The organism is Marinospirillum perlucidum, assembly GCF_003336805.1.
GTDB classification, from domain to species: Bacteria; Pseudomonadota; Gammaproteobacteria; order Pseudomonadales; family Halomonadaceae; genus Marinospirillum; species Marinospirillum perlucidum.
The window spans coordinates 459137-480541 of record NZ_QFWJ01000002.1 but is presented as its reverse complement, the minus strand read 5'-3'; the positions used below and the strand labels follow the sequence as shown (position 1 = coordinate 480541).

Below are 21405 nucleotides of genomic sequence, written 5' to 3'. Positions count from 1 at the left end.
TTCAGGCTTTGCTGCTTGACTTGGTGACCACAAAAGGATGAACTGAGCTGACGACCCGAGGAAAAAACATGTTCAGATTAATTTTTGCTCTCGTGATTTTATCCCTGTTCACTCCTGCCAGTCCGGCTTCATCAGGGACTTCAACCAACCCGCTAAGCCCTGACGAAGTAGCGACCCTGGTTGCCAGTATCAATCAAAAGCGCCAGGAGGGCGGTCATTGTGGAAGCCGGGGAGCTTTTGAACCGCAACCCGCCTCAGCCTTGACCCCTTGCTGACTGCAGCAGCTCAAAAGCATTCCAATGACCAAAGGGCTCATGCAACCCTGAGTCACCAGGGGTCGGATGGCTCCAGTTTTGATCAGCGCATCAGCCGCGAAGGCTATCAATGGCAAGCCGCCAGGGAGAATCTGGGTGGCGGCTATTTTGCCAGTGAAGAAGCCCTGGTTCAGGCCTGGATGGATAGCGATGGCCACTGCGCCAACCTCTTGGCTGGAGATGTCACTGAGATGGGGATTGCTGCCAGCCGCAAGGAGGATGGCAGTGGCTACTGGACGCTCAAACTGGCCCGGCCGTTGAACTGAGTCAGATCAAGAGGGCCTTTTGACGCTAAAGCTGGTAGTCAGACCGGCATAGCTGGCACCGCCCAGGCGCGCCAGGGGATTGATTTTCTCGGGGTCGATCAGGTAGCGCCCCTTGTCCTGATCTTCTTGAATGGCATCATCTTCCACATGCATTCGCAGCAGCTCAGCATAGATAATCGCCTGTTTGGCTGGTCCCAGGTAGTGGACTTCGTAAAAACGGGCATGAAATGCAACAGGAACATCGGCCAGACGTGGCAGAGGGCAACCGGGAAAATCCACCAGCTTTTGGCCTTCTAAAAGATTCAGTTCACTCTCCCCATAATCCAGCGTAGCGGCGCTGGCTGTCACCGCTTCGGCTTGAGAAACACTGGGCAGGTGTATGACAAACTCCTGACCTTCAAGAATATTGTGACGGGTATCCTTGGGTTCTTCCGCTGCCTTTTTACCGATCGAGAGCATTACCAGAGGGGGATCGGAACAGAGGGCATTAAAAAAGGAAAAAGGAGCCAGGTTGTAGGAAGGCTCTTCACTGGTGGACCCGGCGTTGGCCGTCAATACCCAAGCAATCGGGCGGGGGATGATGGTCTGGGTCATCAGATGATAGCGGGTATTGGGCTTCAGAGGTGAGAGTTCAATTTCCACAATAGCTCCTCGTCGGCATCAAAAAGGCAGGTTTCGGCCTTGCAAACTTTCCCCCCAAGCTGGCGACACAGCAGCTCAGCGGGATTGCAAGGCAGCCTGCAAGCGAGCAAAGCGCTCGGGGATTTCGTAGGTCAGGTAGGTGGTGGTATCCGGCCAGCCGCGATGAACCAGGACGCGAACCCCGCCCTGTTGCCATTCAAATTCCACCGGCCCTTCTGCGCGACGACCGCTCACACTATCCCAGTCGCCCAGGTCGTCCTGCACCTGTTCGGCGATTTCCCGAACCTGCTCAGTGTCATCCTGGGAGCGGAAAGTAATCTCGGCAATGGCAAACATCTGGTCTTCGGGCGTATAGCCTACAGCCATTTCTGTTGCTCCGGTCCACCAGGGTGCAGGGTTGTAAAGATCATAGGGGTAGGCGCTGACTTCTCTAACCACTTCGACACCGGCAGCCTTGATGGCTTCGCGCAGTTCGCTTCTTTCCGCGTTTTGCAGGGAAAGGCCAAAGAAATCCACAGCCTGGGTGACAGTAACCTGGTGCATCCAGGCTAGCTGATTATCCGGCAACTCAACCTGCAACCAGACACCTTGACGACCGACCAGGGTTACCTTTTCGCCGCGGGGCAGTTGGGTCACCAGAGCCGCATCACCCTGGGGAGCGGCACGGACATTAGCGACAGGGACGGCCACCATCCAGACATTGGAAGCAAAAACCGGGGAAGACAGGGAAAACAAAGCCATAGCCAGCAGTAGATGTACCAGCGCCAGCTGGCGACTGCACTTATACAAAATTTGGCCAGCTAAAGAAAAACCGGCCTGCCTTGGATTCCCATTCATTGATCCTGTCCACCCACTTAATTCTTGTGCAGAAGTGCCAGTTACTTATTTTTCCGGCTGTTTCTGCCCCATTGAATCGGTTATTAGAAAGTCTAACCCTCTGGTCTGTCCCTGAAGAGAGACTGCTAGGATAACCATAGCAGCCAGTAATCCGCAAATACTTAGGTCAATTTATTATACAAGTATTGTAATAGCCACTTTTTATCCCAGGCATCCAGTCAGCAATCCCGTCAGCCTGACATAAAAAAAGCCTGGCAAACGCCAGGCTTTTCCAAATCAAGAACCTGCTGGACGCTAGTCCCAGCTTAACGCACCACCCACCTGATATTCGGTGACGCGTGTCTCAAAAAAGTTCTTTTCTTTGCGCAGATCGATAATTTCCGACATCCAGGGGAAAGGATTGGTCGCGCCGGGGAATTGTTCTTTCAGACCGATCTGAGCCAGACGACGGTTACAGATAAAGTGCAGATACTCTTCCATGATCGCCGCATTCATGCCCAGAACACCACGAGGCATGGTGTCACGTGCATAGGCGATTTCCAGTTCGGTCCCTTCCAGAATCATCTGGGTGACTTCTTCCTGAAATTCCGGTGTCCACAGATGAGGGTTCTCGATCTTGATCTGGTTGATCATGTCGATGCCGAAATTCAGGTGCATGGATTCATCACGCAGAATGTACTGGAACTGTTCAGCCACGCCGGTCATCTTGTTGCGGCGGCCCATGGACAGGATCTGGGAGAAGCCACAATAGAAGAAAACGCCTTCGGTCACCACATAGAAGGCAATCATGTTACGCAGCAGTTCCTGATCGGTTTCCGGTGTGCCCGTCTGGAAAGTGGGCTGGGCAATGGCCTGGGTGTGCTTGAGACTCCAAGCAGATTTGGCCGCCACCGAAGGCACTTCGCGGTACATGTTGAAGACTTCACCTTCATCCATACCCAGGGATTCCACGCAATACTGGTAGGCATGGGTGTGGATGGCTTCTTCAAAGGCTTGGCGCAGCAGATACTGACGGCACTCGGGGTTGGTGATCAGACGATAGATCGCCAGCACCAGATTATTGGCCACCAGGGAATCAGCCGTAGAGAAATAGCCCAGAGAACGCATCACGATCAGACGTTCGTCTTCGGTCAGGCCATCCTGACTTTTCCACAGGGCGATGTCCGCCGTCATGTTAACTTCCTGAGGCATCCAGTGGTTGGCCGTGCCATCCAGGTACTTCTGCCAGGCCCAGTCATACTTGAAGGGCACCAGCTGGTTGAGGTCAGCCCGGGCGTTGATCATCTGTTTGTCATCAACTTCAATCCGCGCGGCGCCCATTTCCAGCTCTTCCAGACCGGCAGCAACATCCAGATCCTTGACTGCTTGGGCAGCGCGGGCGTGCAGATCCCCCTGAGGACGAGGCTGGTACTGCCGGGATTCAGCAGGCGCTTCTTCCACGGCAGGAGCAGGAGCCTCAGCCTGAGGCTGCACCGCTGGCTGAGGTTGTGCAGCAGTCTTTTCTGTTGCTACTGCGGTATCTTCTTCGTAATCGTCCCAACTTAACATGACATCCACCTCGTCTTAATCCGAATTCTTACTGGCAGGCTTCACAGCCCAGATCATCAATATCGCCGCCCCGTGGAACCGACTGGCCGTTGCGCCCTTCCAGGAAGTCATCCAGGCCACGTGGTTCCGGCTGGGGCGCCGGGGCCGGTGTCGGTGCTGCGCTAGAAACGGCATTCAGGTTGCCGCGATCCACGGTGGATTTTTCCACCGAAGTCGCACCCAGCGCTCGCAGGTAATAGGTGGTCTTAAGACCCCGGAACCAGGCCATGCGATAGGTGATATCCAGTTTCTTGCCGGAAACCCCCTTGATATAGAGGTTCAGTGACTGAGCCTGATCGATCCATTTTTGTCGACGGGCTGCAGCATCCACCAGCCATTTTGGCTCCACTTCAAAAGCCGTGGCATAGCGCTGACGGATATCTTCGGGCACCCGTTCGATGGGCTGCAGGGAACCATCGTAGTACTTCAGGTCATTGACCATCACTTCATCCCAAAGCCCTCTTTCTTTTAGATCCTTCACCATATAAGGGTTCACTACCGTGAACTCGCCCGAGAGGTTGGATTTAACGTAGAGGTTCTGGTAAGTCGGCTCAATCGACTGGGAAACACCGCAGATATTGGAAATTGTCGCGGTAGGTGCAATGGCCATGACATTGGAATTGCGCATTCCCTGCTTGATCACCTTCTGACGCAGGGCGTCCCAGTCTTGGGTGCTGGAAGTATCCATTTCCAGATACTTATCACCGCGCTCCTGACGCAGCTTGTCGATGGAATCCAAAGGCAGGATGCCCTGGCTCCACAAGGAGCCTTGATAGGTTTCGTAGCTGCCTCTTTCCGTCGCCAGATCTGAAGAGGCTTCGATAGCAAAGTAGCTCACCAGCTCCATGGAACGGTCAGCGAAGTTCACACCGGCATCCGAGGAGTAAGCAATCCCCTGTTTATAGAGAGCATCCTGGAAGCCCATGATGCCCAGTCCTACAGGACGGTGACGCAGGTTGGAGCGACGCGCCTGGGGAACCGCGTAGTAATTGATATCTACGACGTTATCCAGCATGCGTACCGCTACCCGGACACTCTTCTTGAGCTTGTCGACATCCAGCTCGCCCTGATCGGTAATATGCTGCACCAGGTTGATGGAACCCAGGTTGCACACGGCAATTTCATCTTCACTGGTGTTCAGCGTGATTTCCGTGCACAGGTTGGAAGAGTGAACCACACCCGCATGCTGCTGGGGTGAACGCAGGTTACAAGGGTCCTTGAAGGTGATCCAGGGATGACCTGTTTCAAACAGCATGGATAGCATCTTGCGCCAGAGATCGGCCGCCTTGACGCGTTTGAACAGCTTGATTTCACCAGTACGGGTCTTGTCTTCATAGGCTTCATAAGCTTCTTTGAAGGCAGCGCCAAACAGATCGTGCAGCTCGGGCACATCGTTGGGCGAGAAGAGTGTCCATTCCTGGTCTTCAAATACCCGCTGCATAAACAGGTCGGGTACCCAGTTGGCCGAGTTCATATCGTGCGTACGGCGACGGTCATCACCGGTGTTTTTGCGCAGCTCCAGAAACTCTTCAATATCCAGGTGCCAGGTTTCCAGGTAAGCACAAACAGCGCCCTTACGCTTGCCGCCCTGGTTAACGGCAACCGCCGTATCATTGACCACCTTCAGGAAGGGAACTACACCCTGGCTTTTGCCGTTGGTGCCCTTGATGCGTGAACCCATGGCGCGGATCGGCGTCCAGTCGTTACCCAGACCGCCAGCCCACTTGGACAGCATGGCATTGTCGTGAATGGCGTTATAGATAGCATCCAGATCATCCGGCACCGTGGTCAGATAACAGCTGGAAAGCTGGCTGCGTACCGTACCCGAATTAAACAGGGTCGGTGTGGAGGCCATATAGTCAAACGAGGACAGCAGCTGGTAGAAATCAATGGCTGCACCTTCGCGGTCGTCTTCATTCAAAGCCAGACCCATGGCCACCCGCATGAACATCACCTGAGGCAATTCATAGCGAACTTCTTCATGGTGAATAAAGTAGCGGTCATAGAGGGTTTGCAGGCCCAGATAGGTAAACTGGTTGTCGGCCTGAGGGTTCAGTGCCTGCCCCAGACGGTCCAGGTCAAATTCCGCCAGACGCGGGTCCAGCTGTTCGAACTCAATGCCTTTTTCAATGTAAACCTTGAAGGCTTCCGGATAGAAACGCTTCATGTCTTCCTGAGAAGCTTCTTCAGCCACGCCCAAAAAGGACAGAGCTTCCCGGCGCAGGTTGTCCAGCAACAGACGCGCGGTGACGTAGGTGTAGTCAGGTTCTTTTTCCACCAGGGTACGGGCGGTCATCATCAGGGCAGTGGAAACACCATCCACGGGCACCCCGTCATAAAGGTTTTTGACCGAGTCTTCGACAATCTTCTTGGCATCGACCTGCTGCAGACCGGTGCAGGCTTCCTGAACCAGCATTTCAATGCGACCCAGATCCAGGGGGCGACGCTGGCCATCAGGGTGTTCAACACTGATCGTGGGGTGAGGCTTTACAATACCTTCTTGCTGCGCCGCTCTCAGGCGGGCATGTTCTTCCCGGTAGAGCACATAGGCACGAGCCACTTTTTGTTCACCGGAGCGCATCAGGGCCAGCTCGACCTGATCCTGAATATCTTCAATATGCAGGGTGCCGCCTTCTGGCATGCGGCGCATGAAGGTTTCCATGATCTGCTGGGTCAGCTTGTCCACCAGATCCCGCATACGGCTGGATGCATCGGCACTTTCACCTTCCACTGCAATATAGGCCTTGCGCATGGCAACCGATATTTTGCTGGCATCGAAACCGGCCAGTTCGCCATTGCGTTTGATAACCCTCAGCTTACCGGGCGCGGTTTTTTGTAGATCGCTCGCGGTCGCATCCTCGGCTGTTGCCGCTTGATAATCGCTCGTTTCAGTGCTCATTCTGCCTTGGTCTCTGTCGATGAATAACCCTATAAAAACCCTATATATAGGGCCTCTTTGAAAACGAAGCACAAGATAGTGTTGTTTTGCCGCTTCTGCAAGTGGGTATCCTGTGGACAAAATGTGCAACAAATCCTGCAGCCGATTTTTTGGCTTCAAGGCCCGAAGAAGTTTAGCTTTTTTGTCTTAATGAAATTTTTGTATTAAGTTTTAGGTAGATCATTGAGCAAAATCATCGCCTATGGCCTTTCACCTGGCAGCAATTATGATCCAGGTCTTTCAACCGGCGTCGATTAAGGTATGATGCTAATCAGAACGCCAACTGGGAACTATAAGTGAGAGAGCAAACAGTGGACGCAAACCTATCGCCCCGCATTCTAATTGTTGAAGATGATGCCCGCCTGGCATCGCTGACGAAAGAATATCTTGAAGGCAACGGCTTTCAGATCAGTGTTGAAAGCGATGGTTCCAATGCTGCCGAACGAATTGCCAACGAGAATCCCGACCTGGTTATTCTCGATGTCATGCTTCCCGGCGAAGACGGCTTAAGCATCTGCCGCAAGGTCAAGATGAACAACGAAGTCCCCATCCTGATGCTGACCGCCCGTACTGATGACATGGATCAGGTACTGGGTCTGGAAATGGGAGCGGATGACTATGTCGCCAAACCCGTCCGCCCCCGGGTTCTTCTTGCCCGTATCCGTGCCTTGCTGAGACGCACCGAAACCCAGCCGACAGCCCAACTGGAAACCCAGGAACCAGAAGCTTCACGCCTGGAATTTGGTGATCTGGTCATTGATAGCGCCATGCGCGAAGCCTGGTTGAAAGACGAGAGCATTGATCTGACCAGTGCCGAGTTTGATCTTCTCTGGCTGCTGGCATCCAATGCCGGTCGCGTACTGACCCGTGAAGAAATCTTCACTGCGCTGCGCGGCATCGAATACGACGGCCAGGACCGCTCGATTGATGTGCGGGTTTCCCGTATCCGTCCCAAGGTCGGGGATGACCCCATGCACCCTCGCCGCATCAAGACGGTTCGTAGTAAAGGCTATCTTTTCGTCAAGGAAGTCTAAACCTTGCGCCTGTTTCGCCGACGCCTGGATAATATCTTTCTCAGGGTTTATCTGGGTGTATTTGCTGCCCTGATCAGCATCCTGCTTCTGGGTACGCTGCTGGTCACCCTGGCCAATCAGGTGCGCCTGGAAGCTCATCAGGAAAACCTCTTAAGCGGCCTTTTTGCCAGTCTGACTCAAGAGCAATTCAACACCCCCCAGTCACGTGATCACTGGCTTCAACAATTACGCCAGGAAACAGGGCTGGACCTTCAGCTCGTTCGTGAAAACACACTGGAACTGAGTGGACTGCAAAAAAAACGCCTGAATGAAAGGCGCCTTCTACTGCAAGAACAGCAAAATGGCGATCTCAGGGTTTACTACCCTACCCGCAACCAAGGCTGGCTACTCACCACTGATTTCCAGCAGCTGACTGAACAGCAACTGAGAGCCACTGCACGCCTCTGGTATCACCGCCTGAAGGAAGACAGTGACTTCCAACTACTGCAGGATTACCAATCCCTCTACGCCTATCCTTTGCAGCCTATCGACACCCCTTTTATTGAAGCCCCCGACCTGCAGCAACAAACTTCTGCGCCTGGACAGCTGGTGACCTGGTACCAGGAAAATCCTGCCAGCCTGGTCGGCTACATCCAATTGAATGAAAACCACTGGTTGAAACTAGGACCTGTAGAATTTTTCAATCCCTACCCCTTCCCGCTACTCGGCGGTATTTTCCTGGCTTCCTTTGCTATTCTGGCCATGAGTATCTGGTGGTTCCTGCATGGCTTGGGCGAACGCCTGAGATCTTTGGAAAGAGCCTCCAGTCAACTCGCCGCAGGCAATCTCAAGGCCCGGGTTGCCGAGCAGGAAAAGGATTTTATTGGCAAGCTCGCTGCCGCCTTCAACCACATGGCCGAGCAGATCCAGCGCCTGCTGAGAACCCAGCAGGAAATGATTCATGCGGTTTCCCATGAACTGAGAACACCGGTCGCCCGAATTCGTTTCGGCCTGCAGATGATTGAAGACCTGAGCGAAGAGGAGCGCCCGCATCAGGAACTGGTTCGTCAGGTTCAGGGGATCGACAAGGATATTGATGAGCTGGACACCCTGATTGATGAAATTCTGACCTATGCCCGCCTCGGCCAGGAAAAGCTTCAACTGCAGTTTGTCAATCAGGACGTGGAAGGCTTGCTGGAAGATGTCATCTCCGGTTTTCAGCGGGTTAATCCCGATATGGAACTGCAGCTTTTGATCGAAAACCCCGGCCACTTCACCACTGAAGCAGATCTGGAAGGCCGCTATTTTCAACGCGCTATTCAGAACCTGGTGGGTAATGCCGTTCGCTATGCCCAGGCACGCATCCATATCACCTGCCATCTGGAGGCTGACAATCTGCGCGTGGATGTCGAAGATGACGGCGCCGGCATCCCTGAAGAAGACTGGCAACGTGTCTTCATGCCCTTTTCTCGCCTGGACGACAGTCGTACCCGTAGCTCGGGCGGCTATGGTTTGGGGCTTTCGATTGTGCAGCGGATCATCTATTGGCACCGCGGCAGTGCACTGGTCGATCGCAGCCCTCACCTTGGCGGGGCACGCTTCAGTCTAATCTTCCCCAAATCCCAGGCTGAAAACCTGCCACCTCTGGATATCCCTCCCCAATAGACAGACGCACCACAAAAGAGCCTCGACTGGAAAAAAGCACACTTATAGTGCAATACTTTCTCTAAAGCTGACGGTTAGAAGAGGGTGAATTTCCCCAAGCCTGCTGGACCAACAGGAATTAACCATGTTGGTGCGACTTTTGCATTAAGTTTGCCCAAAACTGCCAAGACGCCCTTTTTCAGAGACTAGCCATTTGAGACCAGCATGAATTCGGCTCCGGAATTGCCACGCCATCTGCTCGAGAATCTGACCACTGCAGTCCTGCTACTGGAGCAGGATTTGCAGCTAATCTACATGAATCCTGCAGCGGAGATGCTCCTGGCAGCCAGTTTGACTCGATTTCGCAATCAACCCATCACCCAGCTTTTCCAGGAACCTGATTCCGGTCTGGATACCCTGGTTCACGCCGCCGACACCGGCCATCCTTACACCAAGCGTGAAGCCCTCTTTCAGCTTCATAACGGCGAAACCATCACCGTGGATTACACGGCATCCCCCATCGCTGAACTGATCAATACCCAGGTCATCCTGGAAGTTTTTCCCCGTGATCGTCAGCTGCGTATTTCCCGTGAAGAAGAGTTGGTTAACAAGCAGGAAACCGTCCGTGCGCTGGTGCGCGGCATGGCCCATGAAATCAAGAATCCACTGGGCGGTATTCGTGGTGCAGCGCAATTACTGGAACGCACTCTGCCCAACCAGGACCTGAAGGATTACACCCAGGTCATTATCAATGAAGCCGACCGCCTGAGAAATCTGGTGGATCGCATGCTCGGCCCCAGACACCTGCCGAGCCTGGAAATGCTCAATATCCATGAAGTGCTGGAAAGGGTCTACACTCTGGCCCAGGCCGAGTTTGGCGAGCAGATCAAGCTGGTTCGCGACTATGATCCCAGTCTGCCGGAATTTCTGGGTGACAAGGAGCAACTGATCCAGGCGGTACTTAATGTGGTACGCAATTCCATGCAAGCCCTGATTGAATCCGGCCAGTCCAACGGCCGCATCCAACTACAAAGCCGGGCCAAGCGCCAGTTCACTCTGGGTGCCGAGCGCCATCGCCTGGTTTGCCAGGTCAAGATTATCGACAACGGCCCGGGCATACCCGAAGGCATGCTGGAAAATATCTTTTATCCCATGGTCAGTGGTCGTGCCGAAGGCACCGGCCTGGGGCTGACCATCGCCCAGGCGGCCCTGCAAAAACACCAGGGATTGATCGAATGCACCAGCCGCCCGGGACACACTGAATTTGTTCTTCTGCTGCCCCTGGATGCCGGGCCTCCGCCAGAAGCGACACCTGAAACAGGAGCTAGCTCATGAGTATCACCAAGGGTCATGTTTGGGTCATCGACGACGACCGCTCCATTCGCTGGGTACTGGAAAAAGCACTGGAGCAGGCCAGCATCCAGGTCACTACCTTTGATCGTGCGGATACGGCTTTAAGGCAACTGGTCCGCCAGGCTCCGGATGTACTGATTACCGACATCCGTATGCCGGGAACCGATGGCCTCGACCTGCTCAAACAAGTCGGCGAACTCTATCCCGCTCTGCCGGTGATCATCATGACCGCCCATTCCGACCTGGAAAGTGCCGTGGCTTCCTACCAGGGGGGTGCTTTCGAGTATCTGCCCAAGCCTTTTGATGTCGATGAAGCCGTTTCTCTGGTGCAAAGAGCCCTGACTCATGCCGAGGAGCAAAAAGCCAAATCGGAGCAGAACAGCAATACCAGCCCGCAAACCCAGGAAAACACCGAGATCATTGGTGAAGCTCCCGCCATGCAGGAGGTATTCCGGGCAATCGGGCGTCTTTCTCATTCCACGATTACCGTTCTGATCAACGGTGAATCCGGTACCGGTAAAGAGCTAGTGGCCCAGGCCCTGCATCAACACAGCCCGCGCTCACGCCATCCTTTTATCGCCCTAAATATGGCGGCCATTCCCAAGGATCTGATTGAGTCGGAACTTTTCGGCCACGAAAAAGGTGCCTTCACCGGGGCCACGGCTCAACGCCAGGGGCGCTTTGAACAGGCCAATGGTGGCACCCTCTTTCTGGATGAAATCGGGGATATGCCTGCTGAAACCCAGACGCGCCTTCTGCGTGTGCTGGCCGATGGCGAGTTCTACCGGGTGGGCGGTCACACCGCAGTCAAGGTGGATGTGCGCATCATCGCCGCTACCCACCAGGATCTGGAACGTCTGGTGGAGGCCGGTGGTTTTCGTGAAGACCTTTTCCACCGTCTGAATGTCATCCGCGTTCACCTGCCTTCACTGAAAGACAGGCGCGAAGACATACCCCGTCTGGCCAAGCATTTCCTGGCCGCAGCAGCCAGTGAACTCAATACCGAAACCAAGCTTCTCAAGCAGGAAACCATCGACTACATGTGTCGGCTGGATTGGCCCGGTAACGTGCGCCAGCTACAAAACACCTGTCGCTGGCTGACCGTCATGGCCTCCGGGCGTGAAGTCCTGGTGGAAGACCTGCCACCGGAACTGCTGGCAAAAACACCCAACCGCATTGCCAGTGACTGGGAAGCCTCGCTCAAATACTGGGCCGAACAGGCACTGATGCGCGGGGAAAGCAATCTACTGGAAAAAGCCATTCCGGCCTTTGAAAGCATCATGATTCATGCTGCCCTCAAGCACACCGGCGGGCGTAAGCGGGATGCGGCCGAGCTGCTGGGCTGGGGCCGTAACACCCTGACCCGCAAGCTGAAGGAACTGGGTATCAAGAGCGCCCAGGATGATGAGGAACACTAGGCGGGGCTTCTACTTGCAAGCAGGGCTCGATCACGGGAAGGTGCTATAATCGGCTGGCACAGAGGAGTTCTCCATGCCGGATATAGCACTTTACCAACCCGAAATTCCGCCCAACACGGGTAACATCATCCGTCTGGCCGCCAATACCGGCTTTCGCCTGCATCTGATCGAACCCCTGGGTTTTGTTCTGGATGACAAGCGTTTACGCCGCGCCGGATTGGATTACCACGAATGGGCCAGCATCACCCTGCACACCAGCATGGAGGATCTGCTCGACAGTGTGCAGCCCGGACGCCTTCTGGCCCTGACCACCAAGGGCAGTCAGCCTTACCACCAGATTGAATACCGTGACGATGACCTCCTCCTGTTTGGCCCGGAAACTCGCGGACTCCCTGCCAGTCTTCTCGACACCCTGCCAGGTGAACAAAAAATCCGTATCCCCATGCTGCCCGGGAGTCGCAGCCTCAATCTATCCAATGCAGCAGCCCTGATCGTCTATGAAGCCTGGCGGCAACTCGACTTCAAGGGTGCCCAGCTGACGGCCAGCCCCAACCAGTAAACAGGACACCCGACCGATCAGCCTGCTAGAATTGTTTTTTTGCAGCCAGTAGCGATTCTGATGAAATCCCTTCTTTCCCGACTTAACGAGCGCCAGCTAGAAGCTGTCCAGCAGGTCACCAGCCCCTTACTGGTGCTTGCCGGTGCCGGTTCCGGTAAAACCAGCGTCATTACCACCAAGATTGCCTATCTGATTCGCAATCAGGGCATGGCCGCGCGCAATATCTGTGCAGTCACCTTCACCAATAAGGCCGCCCGGGAAATGCGTGAAAGGGTCGGGCGCATGCTCAGTCGTGAAGAAGCCAAGGGGCTAACCGTCTCGACCTTCCATTCCCTGGGTCTGGATATTATTCGCAAAGAGGTCAAACACCTGGGTTATAAAAGCGGTTTTTCCCTGTTTGACAGTGAAGATACCAAGGCCTTGCTGCGTGACCTGATGCACAAGGATGCCCAGGTTGATGCGGAGGTGATCAACCAGGTCCAGCATTTGATTTCCAACTGGAAAAACGACCTGCTGGAACCCGGTGTTGCCCTCTCGCATGCCGAAGATGAATCCGAACAGCTGGCTGCCCAGGTGTATGAAAGCTATAACCGCCACCTGCGGGCCTACAACGCTGTTGATTTTGATGACCTGATCCGCCTGCCTGTACTTCTTTTCCAGCAACATCCCGAGGTGCTGGAAAAATGGCAACAGCGTCTGCACTACCTGCTGGTGGATGAATACCAGGACACCAATATCAGCCAGTACCGGCTGGTTAAATACCTGACGGACCTGCGCAAAACCTTTACCGTGGTGGGCGATGACGACCAGTCCATCTATGCTTGGCGAGGTGCCCGCCCGGAAAACCTCAATCAGCTGAGTCAGGATTTTGCCAACCTGAAGATCATCAAACTGGAACAAAATTACCGTTCCACCGGTCGTATTCTCAAGGTCGCCAACCAGCTGATCGCCAATAATCCCCATCTGCACGAAAAAAGCCTTTGGAGTCAGCTGGGTTTTGGCGACCCCATTCAAATTATCGAATGTGCCAGCGAAGATGCCGAAGCCGAGCGTATTGCCGGTGAAATCATGACTCGCAAGCTCAAGGAAAACCGCCACTGGAAGGATTTTGCCATCCTCTATCGCGGCAATTTCCAGGCACGCATTGTTGAAATCAAGCTCCAGGCCCTGCAGATCCCCTACAAAATCAGCGGTGGCACCAGCTTTTTTGCGCGCAATGAAATCAAGGACATCATGGCCTATCTGCGCCTGCTGATTAATCCGGCCGATGACAATGCCTTCTTGCGCATCATCAACATCCCCCGCCGGGAAATCGGGCCAGCCATCCTGGAAAAACTCGCTCTTTATGCCAAGGATCGTGAAACCAGCCTCTTTGCTGCCTGCCATGAAATGGGGCTGGAACAATACCTCAACGAACGCCAGGTCGAGCGCCTGCGTCGTTTTACTCACTGGCTGGACGGCATTATCCGCCGCTGTGAAACCGATGACCCCATCGCAGCCATCAGCGAAATGATCCGTGACATGGATTACGAAGCCTGGCTCTACCAGAATGCCAGCTCACCCACTGTCGCCGAACGCCGCTATGCCAATATCTGGACGTTGCTGGAGTCCCTGGCCGAAACCCTCAAGCGGATGCAGGAAGACAACCCGGATGCCACCATCAAGGAGGCCATCGCACGTCTGGTGTTAAGGGATTTGCTGGAGCAACAGGAAGAGGAAGACGATTCGGACAAGGTTCAGCTTTTAACCCTGCATGCTTCCAAGGGTCTGGAGTTTCCCCAGGTCTTTTTGATGGGCATGGAAGAAGAACTGCTGCCGCATCGTAATTCCATCGAAGCAGACACCATCGAAGAAGAAAGACGCCTGGCTTATGTCGGCATTACCCGGGCCCAGGAAAAACTGACCCTCACCCTGGCTCGCCAGCGTAAAACCTACGGCGAATTGCTCAATTCCACGCCCAGCCGTTTTCTCGATGAACTGCCCGAAGATGACCTGGACTGGCACGGAAAGAAAGGCAGCCCCAAGGAATCGGCAGAAGACAAGCGGCAGAGAAACCAAAGCCGCGCCAGTGCCCTGCGTGAACTGCTGAAAAACTGACGAGCAGGCACAAAAAAACCCTGGGCCAAAGCACCAGGGTTTTTTTAGGGGCGATCAACTTACTGGCTGGCTTCAACCAGGAATTCAACCGCATTCATGATTTCTTCATCGGAAGCGTTGCTGCCACCGCGGGGAGGCATGGCACCCAGGCCATTGATAACACTGGAAGCCAGCTCATCCATGGACTTGTTCAGGCGATCAGACCAGGCCGCAGCATCACCCTTCTTGGGAGCACCTGCAGCGCCAGTGTCATGACAGGCAGCACAAACAGCGGAATAGACTTCATCACCGGAGCGAGCAGGACCGGAAGCCTCAGCAACAGCGGCACCGCCACAATCCATGCCTTCCAGGCAGAGTTCACCGGCTGGCTTCAGACGCTCAGCAATTTCTTCAGCAGAGCCTGTGGTTGCCTGAGCCTGCAGGGCCAGCAAAGCACCCAAACCAAAAACTGCCGCCGCCAGAATGCGGGTAACCTGAATTCTTTGTTTCACTCTCACCACCTCTAGTAGTCTGGATTTCAGGCCAACCGGATACGGCTCGCAAGCCTTTGCCGAGCACAGCCTGTTTGTTTTTACTTCATAACTGAAAATTGGTAGTGGAATTATACCCAAGAAAGCCAGGCTGCGTAACCATTTGTACTAATACCTTAGGCAGGCTGTGACTATTTACCGCAAAGCCGGGCCGGAAAAATCAGTGCAAATTGCGTATTTCACCCGGGGTTTTGCCGTAATAACGTTGAAAGGCATGAGCCAGGGAGCTTTGGCTGGCAAACCCGACTTCCTCGGCAATCACCGACATGGACAAGCGGGTTTCCCTGAGCAGATCCTGGGCTCTTTCCAGACGAGCCTGAGTCAAATACTGGGCAGGCGTGGTGCCTGTTGCCTCGCGAAAAAGGGCATGAAAATGTCCCGGACTGACGCAGGCCACCTCGGCCAGACGGGCAACCGGCAGGGGTTCAGCCAGATGCTGCTGGATATAGACTTCCAGACTGACTAGATCCAGGCGTCCCTTAGGAGCCGGCAAGGCCTTGGGTTGTTCGAAAAGACGCTGATACAAGCTGCCCAAAAACACCTTGGACATGCCTTCCACGGCATCCCGGGATTCCTCCCAAAGACGCTGCTCCTTTTCCAGAAAACCCAACAAGAGGCGCAAGCTGGCATCCGCCGTGAAATAGCGGGGGCGGTCAAACAGTCTTTCCAATTCCTGCTGGGCGGTATGCAGGGGGAAATCCATGACGACATGGTGATTTTTGCCCAAGCCTTCATAGAAATGAATCTCTCCGGCGGGAACCAGGCAGCCGTGCATGGCATCCACCCGTCCACCGTAGCCGGCAATCTCAAATTCGGCACTTCCGGAAAGCGCAATGACCAGCTGATGGTAATCATGGTCATGATGCAGACAACGGGTCGGCAAGGGAAAACTGCGTATTCGGGCTTGCATGTTTTTTACCTGATCGAGGCTGTTATCAGAGTCTGGAACAAAAGCTTCTGAGTTTCAATCAAGACAAACAGGGCTGCGCCAACCAAACTTGTCCACAAGGTTAAAAATAAAACACCGGAGCGACTTTATGTCCTATAGCCATCCTCTCCATCAACAGAATACCAGCGAGCATATGAGTGCTGCCCAGCTGTTGAATCCCGATCTGCAAAACCAGCAGCTGGCCGACATTTTCGCCGATCTCAGCCAGCATTACATGGTTGATGAAGACAGCTTCATGGAAGAACTGGTCAAGGTTCTCGACCATCATCCCGAAGATTTCCAGCGTCTGGCCACGCAAACAGCAGAATTGGTTCGTGAAGTTCGCAGCCAGGGCGATGCCATCGATAGCATTGATCGCCTGCTGCAGCAATACAGCCTGGACACCCAGGAGGGCGTGTTGCTGATGTGCCTGGCCGAAGCCCTGTTGCGCATTCCCGATTCGCGCACTGCCGAGGACCTGATTCGTGACAAGCTATCGATTGCTGACTGGAAACGTCACCTGGGGCAAAGCGATTCCCTGCTGGTCAATGCTTCCACCTGGGGATTGATGCTGACCGGCCGTGTAGTAGGCGTGGACAAGCGTGACAACAAACCGGTTCCTGTGCTTAATCGCCTGGTCAGCCGTCTGGGTGAACCCGTGGTTCGTCAGGTAATGTCCCAGTCCATGAAACTCATGGGCCACCAGTTTGTTCTGGGGCGTACCCTTCCCGAAGCCCTGAAAAACGGCAAGCCCCTGTTCAAAAAAGGCTACACCTACTCCTTTGATATGCTAGGCGAAGCGGCACGTACCGCAGCTGATGCCCAGCGCTACTTTGATGCCTACCTGAATGCCATCGAACTGGTCGGTGAAGCGGATACGGGCATTACCGGTGAAGCACCCGCCCCCTCAGTCTCCATCAAGCTGTCCGCCCTGCATCCGCGTTACGAGCGCGGCAAAAGAGAAAGAATTCTGCAGGAATTGACAGCCAGCCTGAGCAAACTGGTTCAGCGTGCCCGGGAGCTGGATGTTGCTCTGACACTGGATGCCGAAGAAGCGGATCGCCTGGAGCTCTCCCTGGAAGTTTTCGAGCGGGTTTACCGCGATCAGAACAAGGGTTGGGGCAAGCTGGGTCTGGTTGTTCAAGCCTATGCCAAACGTGCACTGCCCACCTTGCATTGGCTGACCCGCCTTTCCCAGGAGCAGGGCGACGAGATCCCGGTACGCCTGGTTAAAGGGGCCTACTGGGACACTGAAATCAAACATGCCCAGGTGCTGGGACTGGGCGGGTATCCCGTTTTCACCCGCAAGGCCAACACCGATGTGGCCTATCTGGCCTGTGCTCGCTTCCTCCTCTCTGAAGCGACTCGTGGCCGGATCTTCCCCCAGTTTGCCACCCACAATGCCCATACCCTGACTTGCCTCTTGGATATGGCCGGTGACCGCCCCATTGAATTCCAACGCCTGTACGGCATGGGTGAAGCTCTTTACAACCAGGCGCTCAAACGTGCACCTCAAGGCACCTACTGCCGTATCTATGCCCCTGTGGGTGCTCACAAGGATCTACTGCCTTATCTGGTCAGACGCCTGCTGGAAAATGGTGCCAACTCTTCCTTTGTTCACCAACTCGTGGATGAGCGCGTACCCGTGGAAGGCCTCTGCCGCCACCCGCTCGAGCAACTGGCCAACAAGAAAACCTATCGCAACCCACAGATACCCCTGCCACTGGATATCTATGGTGCCAACCGTAAAAACTCCAAAGGTGTAAGCTTAATGATCAACAGCCAACTAGAACCGCTTCTGGACTCCATTCACGCCTGGGATCAACATCAGTGGAAGGGAGCACCTCTGCTGGGTTCCCAGCTGGAAGGTGACACCCAACTGACCCAGACCATTACCAGTCCTTTTGATCGCAACCAGCAGGTGGGTGAAATTCAATGGGCCACACCTGAACAAGCCAAGGCAGCACTGGATGTGGCAGAGAAGGCTTTCCATGACTGGAATCAGGTGGCTGTCGAAGAAAGAGCGGCCCTGCTGCGCAAGATCGGCGACACCCTGGAAGACAACCTGCCCGAACTGATGGCTCTGTGTGCCCGGGAAGCCGGTAAGCAACTGGCCGATGGGGTCGCCGAAATCCGTGAAGCCGTGGATTTTTGTCGCTACTACGCCCTCCAGGCAGAAAAACTCTTTGGCGAAACCAGTGTTCTACCCGGACCCACCGGCGAATCCAACGAACTCTATCTGACTGGTCGCGGCATTTTCGTTGCCATCAGCCCCTGGAACTTCCCGGTCGCCATCTTTCTCGGCCAGATCATGGCCGCCACTGTTTCCGGCAACAGTGTAGTCGCCAAGCCAGCTGAACAAACTTCCCTGGTTGCCTGCCGCTGTGTTGAACTCATGTATGAAGCCGGTTTGCCGCGTGATGTCGTGCAGCTCCTGCCCGGTCTGGGCAAGGATCTGGGGCCAGTGCTGACCTCGGACCCACGCGTCACCGGGGTCGCCTTTACCGGTTCCACAGAAACCGCACAGATCATCAACCGCAGCCTGGCTGCCCGTGATAAAGCGCCTCTGGCTGCCCTGGTCGCTGAGACCGGTGGTCAAAACGCCATGATCGTTGATTCCACGGCCTTACCTGAGCAGGTGGTTGCCGATGTAGTGGAATCCTCTTTCACAAGTGCTGGTCAAAGGTGTTCTGCACTGCGTGTACTATATTTGCAGGAAGATATTGCTGACAAAGTCATGGATATCCTTTCTGGAGCCATGCAGGAGCTGAAACTGGGCGATCCTCGTGATCCCGCCACGGACGTTGGCCCGGTGATTGATGAAGCTGCCCGCAACAACCTTCAGGCCCATGTCGAGCGCTTTCGTAGTGAAGGCCGTATCCTGGCAGAAACCCAGGTCCCTGAAGAACTGCAGGCCAAGGGGGTATTTGTTGCTCCAGTGGCTATCCAGTTGAACAGTCTGGATGAGCTGGAAAGAGAACAGTTTGGCCCGATCCTGCATGTTATTCGCTTTAAATCCACGGAGCTGGATGCTGTTATCGACAATATCAATCAGAGCGGCTATGGCCTGACTTTTGGCATCCAGAGCCGTAATGAAAGTTTTGCCGATTACATCGACAGCAAGGTAAGAGTCGGCAATGTTTATGTAAACCGCAACATGATCGGTGCGGTTGTTGGTGTCCAGCCCTTTGGCGGTATGGGGCTATCAGGTACAGGGCCCAAAGCAGGCGGGCCCCACTACCTTCTGCGCTTTGCTACTGAGCGCACACGTACGATCAATACCGCTGCTATAGGTGGCAATGCCAGTTTGCTTGCTCAATCTGACGAGGATGCAAGTGAATAATGGCATTACGTGAATAGCAGTCGTGTTTTTATAGCGCCCTTGTAATGATTACATCGGCGCTTCTTTAAATGGACTACTGCTATTCATTCCATAACGCGTTATACAAAAACAAGCCAAAAGGTGAGTCTATGATTGAAAGCAGTTCCGCAGTCGGCTGGACCTTCATCGTCTATATAGCGGTGATCATGGGTATCGGTTGGATTGCCTACCAAAGAACACAGAATCTTTCTGACTATATTCTGGGTGGCCGCGCTCTGGGTCCCTGGAGTTCAGCGCTTTCCGCCGGTGCATCAGACATGTCCGGCTGGTTGCTTCTGGGTCTGCCCGGTGCTGCCTACGCATCCGGCCTGAGTGCCAGCTGGATTGCTGTAGGCCTTCTGGCCGGGACCTGGTTGAACTGGTTATTTATGGCTCCGCGCCTGCGCCTTTACAGCTTTAAAGCCAGTGACTCCCTGACCCTGCCTGAATTTCTGGAGCAGCGTTTCCGCGACAAGACCAATATGCTGCGCGTGGTCTCTGCCCTGTTTATTCTTCTGTTTTTCCTTTTCTACACCTCTTCCGGTCTGGTTGCTGGTGGCAAGCTCTTTGAAACCGTCTTCAACCTCGACTACAAGCTGGCAGTCGTACTCGGCACCCTGGCTGTAGTCTCCTACACCATGTTCGGTGGTTTTCTGGCGGTCTCCTGGACGGATCTGTTGCAAGGTTTGATGATGGCTGCAGCTCTGGCCATCGTTCCTCTTTGGGCCATGGGCGAACTGGGCGGGATGAATGCCACTTTCTCCAGTATCCGTGACCTCAACCCCAACCTTTTAACCTGGTTCAGTGATGAGACAGGCACTGCCCTTAGCTTTATCGGTATCGTCAGTTCCCTGGCCTGGGGCCTGGGCTACTTTGGTCAGCCTCATATTCTGGCCCGTTTTGCTGCCATCTCTTCTGCCGACCGTATTCCTGCTGCACGTCGTATCGCCGTTTCCTGGACAGCACTGACACTCTTCTGTGCCATGCTGATCGGTCTGATTGGTACCGTTTTCCTGAGTAACGGCCTGGGTGATGGTGAAACCGTCTTTATGGTGATGGTCAACGCCCTCTTCCACCCAGTGATTGCTGGTATCCTGCTGGCAGCCATTCTGGCTGCGGTCATGTCCACTGCCGATTCTCAGCTGCTGGTGTCCTCTTCTGCCCTGACTGAAGACTTCTACAAGTCGATCTTCCGCAAGGATGCCGACCAGAAAGAACTGGTCAAAATCGGTCGCATTGCCGTTATTCTGATTGCCCTGGCGGCCATGCTGCTGGCTCTGAATGATGACAGCACGGTTCTGGATCTGGTCTCCTACGCCTGGGCCGGTTTTGGTGCCACCTTTGGTCCGGTTCTGTTGTTGGCTCTTTTCTGGAAGCGCGCTACAGCACTGGGTGCCATGGCGGGTATCGTCATTGGCGGGGTCACCGTGGTGGTCTGGGCCAATATGACCGGGGGCATCTTCGATCTTTATGAAATCGTACCCGGCTTTATTCTGGCAGCCATTGCCATGATTGTTATGAGCAATATTAGTCCCGAACCCGATGCCGAAATTCTGGAAGAATTCGATGCTGTCGTGGAAGAAGGACGTCGTAAGTAAATAAGTGTCAGGGGTCAGGGATGACCCTTCCTATCAGAAATGCCACAAAATCCTGCATAGCTTTCGCATCTAGCTCCCCTGACAACATTAAATTACTATTTTTAATTAAAACCTGCCTCTGATCTACCTGAAATCAGTGATACCAAAACGCCTAAATACCCCTACCATGGAAGGGCGTATTCGCGGCCCCCGGGCCTTGAGTGGCAATTTGCCCACCAGTCAAGCGCAATGCTAATATTCATCAATTATTAAAATGATTTAACGCTCTATTACATAAATAAAACATAGTTTAAATAAAACAGAGAGTTAGATCTTTATCG

The 21405-nt window shown here is 54.2% G+C and carries 16 protein-coding genes; 10 read left to right on the top strand and 6 right to left on the bottom strand.

What is annotated here, in order from left to right:
• Positions 1-68 precede the first annotated feature (68 nt).
• Together DFK18_RS04655 and DFK18_RS04650 are read left to right on the top strand one after the other, a co-directional pair.
• On the top strand, positions 69-275 hold the full coding sequence (locus DFK18_RS04655) for a hypothetical protein (protein ID WP_114417044.1): 207 nt from the start codon (positions 69-71) through the stop codon (positions 273-275).
• Positions 269-580, top strand: coding sequence for a CAP domain-containing protein (locus tag DFK18_RS04650; RefSeq protein ID WP_114417043.1), 312 nt, complete (start codon positions 269-271; stop codon positions 578-580). The genes DFK18_RS04655 and DFK18_RS04650 overlap by 7 nt, the downstream gene beginning before the upstream one ends.
• A 6-nt stretch (positions 581-586) precedes the next feature.
• Here DFK18_RS04650 and DFK18_RS04645 read toward each other — a convergent pair whose 3' ends face one another.
• The 4 genes from DFK18_RS04645 to DFK18_RS04630 all read right to left on the bottom strand — a co-directional run bounded on the left by DFK18_RS04645 (position 587) and on the right by DFK18_RS04630 (position 6545).
• Entirely contained in the window at positions 587-1222 is a 636-nt protein-coding gene (locus DFK18_RS04645; protein WP_114417042.1) for a flavin reductase family protein, read from the bottom strand.
• A gap of 75 nt (positions 1223-1297) precedes the next feature.
• Entirely contained in the window at positions 1298-2011 is a 714-nt protein-coding gene (locus DFK18_RS04640) for an SH3 domain-containing protein (protein WP_162299687.1), read from the bottom strand.
• 342 nt (positions 2012-2353) lie between these two features.
• Positions 2354-3607: a ribonucleotide-diphosphate reductase subunit beta gene (locus DFK18_RS04635; RefSeq protein ID WP_114417040.1), complete on the bottom strand. Its 1254-nt coding sequence runs from the start codon at positions 3605-3607 to the stop codon at positions 2354-2356.
• 28 nt (positions 3608-3635) lie between these two features.
• On the bottom strand, positions 3636-6545 hold the full coding sequence (locus tag DFK18_RS04630) for a ribonucleoside-diphosphate reductase subunit alpha (protein ID WP_114417039.1): 2910 nt from the start codon (positions 6543-6545) through the stop codon (positions 3636-3638).
• A 350-nt stretch (positions 6546-6895) separates the two neighbouring features.
• Here DFK18_RS04630 and DFK18_RS04625 point away from each other — a divergent pair, with 350 nt between their 5' ends.
• The 6 genes from DFK18_RS04625 (at position 6896) to rep (ending at position 14668) form a co-directional block, all read left to right on the top strand.
• Positions 6896-7618: a response regulator gene (locus DFK18_RS04625; RefSeq protein ID WP_114417038.1), complete on the top strand. Its 723-nt coding sequence runs from the start codon at positions 6896-6898 to the stop codon at positions 7616-7618.
• A 3-nt stretch (positions 7619-7621) separates the two neighbouring features.
• Positions 7622-9262, top strand: coding sequence for an ATP-binding protein (locus DFK18_RS04620; RefSeq protein WP_114417037.1), 1641 nt, complete (start codon positions 7622-7624; stop codon positions 9260-9262).
• Between the two features lie 204 nt (positions 9263-9466).
• On the top strand, positions 9467-10576 hold the full coding sequence (glnL, locus tag DFK18_RS04615; RefSeq protein WP_114417036.1) for a nitrogen regulation protein NR(II): 1110 nt from the start codon (positions 9467-9469) through the stop codon (positions 10574-10576).
• Positions 10573-12012: a nitrogen regulation protein NR(I) gene (ntrC, locus tag DFK18_RS04610; protein ID WP_114417035.1), complete on the top strand. Its 1440-nt coding sequence runs from the start codon at positions 10573-10575 to the stop codon at positions 12010-12012. Before glnL ends, ntrC begins: the two co-directional genes overlap by 4 nt.
• 73 nt (positions 12013-12085) lie before the next feature.
• A complete protein-coding gene (gene trmL / locus DFK18_RS04605; protein ID WP_114417034.1) occupies positions 12086-12571 on the top strand; it encodes a tRNA (uridine(34)/cytosine(34)/5-carboxymethylaminomethyluridine(34)-2'-O)-methyltransferase TrmL in 486 nt (161 codons plus the stop codon).
• Between the two features lie 60 nt (positions 12572-12631).
• Positions 12632-14668: a DNA helicase Rep gene (gene rep / locus DFK18_RS04600; protein WP_114417033.1), complete on the top strand. Its 2037-nt coding sequence runs from the start codon at positions 12632-12634 to the stop codon at positions 14666-14668.
• Positions 14669-14727: 59 nt separating this feature from the next.
• Here the strand turns inward: rep and DFK18_RS04595 are convergent, their stop codons facing one another.
• Both DFK18_RS04595 and DFK18_RS04590 read right to left on the bottom strand, forming a co-directional pair.
• Positions 14728-15159 carry a c-type cytochrome gene (locus DFK18_RS04595; RefSeq protein ID WP_245944331.1) on the bottom strand — a complete coding sequence of 144 codons (432 nt, stop codon included), beginning with the start codon at positions 15157-15159 and terminating at the stop codon, positions 14728-14730.
• A gap of 199 nt (positions 15160-15358) precedes the next feature.
• A complete protein-coding gene (locus tag DFK18_RS04590) occupies positions 15359-16108 on the bottom strand; it encodes an AraC family transcriptional regulator (protein ID WP_114417032.1) in 750 nt (249 codons plus the stop codon).
• Positions 16109-16235: 127 nt separating this feature from the next.
• On the opposite strand from DFK18_RS04590, the gene putA reads away from it, so the two are divergent.
• Positions 16236-19469 carry a bifunctional proline dehydrogenase/L-glutamate gamma-semialdehyde dehydrogenase PutA gene (gene putA, locus DFK18_RS04585; RefSeq protein WP_425451585.1) on the top strand — a complete coding sequence of 1078 codons (3234 nt, stop codon included), beginning with the start codon at positions 16236-16238 and terminating at the stop codon, positions 19467-19469.
• Positions 19470-19597: 128 nt separating this feature from the next.
• Complete coding sequence (putP, locus tag DFK18_RS04580; protein ID WP_114417031.1) at positions 19598-21085, top strand: sodium/proline symporter PutP; 1488 nt, start codon at positions 19598-19600, stop codon at positions 21083-21085.
• Positions 21086-21405 lie beyond the last annotated feature (320 nt).

Bases quoted from the DNA above. Each gene is read 5' to 3' on its own strand.
- DFK18_RS04655 (WP_114417044.1), top strand. From the start codon at position 69: ATGTTCAGATTAATTTTTGCTCTCGTGATTTTATCCCTGTTCACTCCT.
- DFK18_RS04635 (WP_114417040.1), bottom strand. From the start codon at position 3,607: ATGTTAAGTTGGGACGATTACGAAGAAGATACCGCAGTAGCAACAGAA.
- DFK18_RS04630 (WP_114417039.1), bottom strand. From the start codon at position 6,545: ATGAGCACTGAAACGAGCGATTATCAAGCGGCAACAGCCGAGGATGCG.
- glnL (WP_114417036.1), top strand. From the start codon at position 9,467: ATGAATTCGGCTCCGGAATTGCCACGCCATCTGCTCGAGAATCTGACC.
- ntrC (WP_114417035.1), top strand. From the start codon at position 10,573: ATGAGTATCACCAAGGGTCATGTTTGGGTCATCGACGACGACCGCTCC.
- trmL (WP_114417034.1), top strand. From the start codon at position 12,086: ATGCCGGATATAGCACTTTACCAACCCGAAATTCCGCCCAACACGGGT.
- rep (WP_114417033.1), top strand. From the start codon at position 12,632: ATGAAATCCCTTCTTTCCCGACTTAACGAGCGCCAGCTAGAAGCTGTC.
- DFK18_RS04590 (WP_114417032.1), bottom strand. From the start codon at position 16,108: ATGCAAGCCCGAATACGCAGTTTTCCCTTGCCGACCCGTTGTCTGCAT.
- putA (WP_425451585.1), top strand. From the start codon at position 16,236: ATGTCCTATAGCCATCCTCTCCATCAACAGAATACCAGCGAGCATATG.
- putP (WP_114417031.1), top strand. From the start codon at position 19,598: ATGATTGAAAGCAGTTCCGCAGTCGGCTGGACCTTCATCGTCTATATA.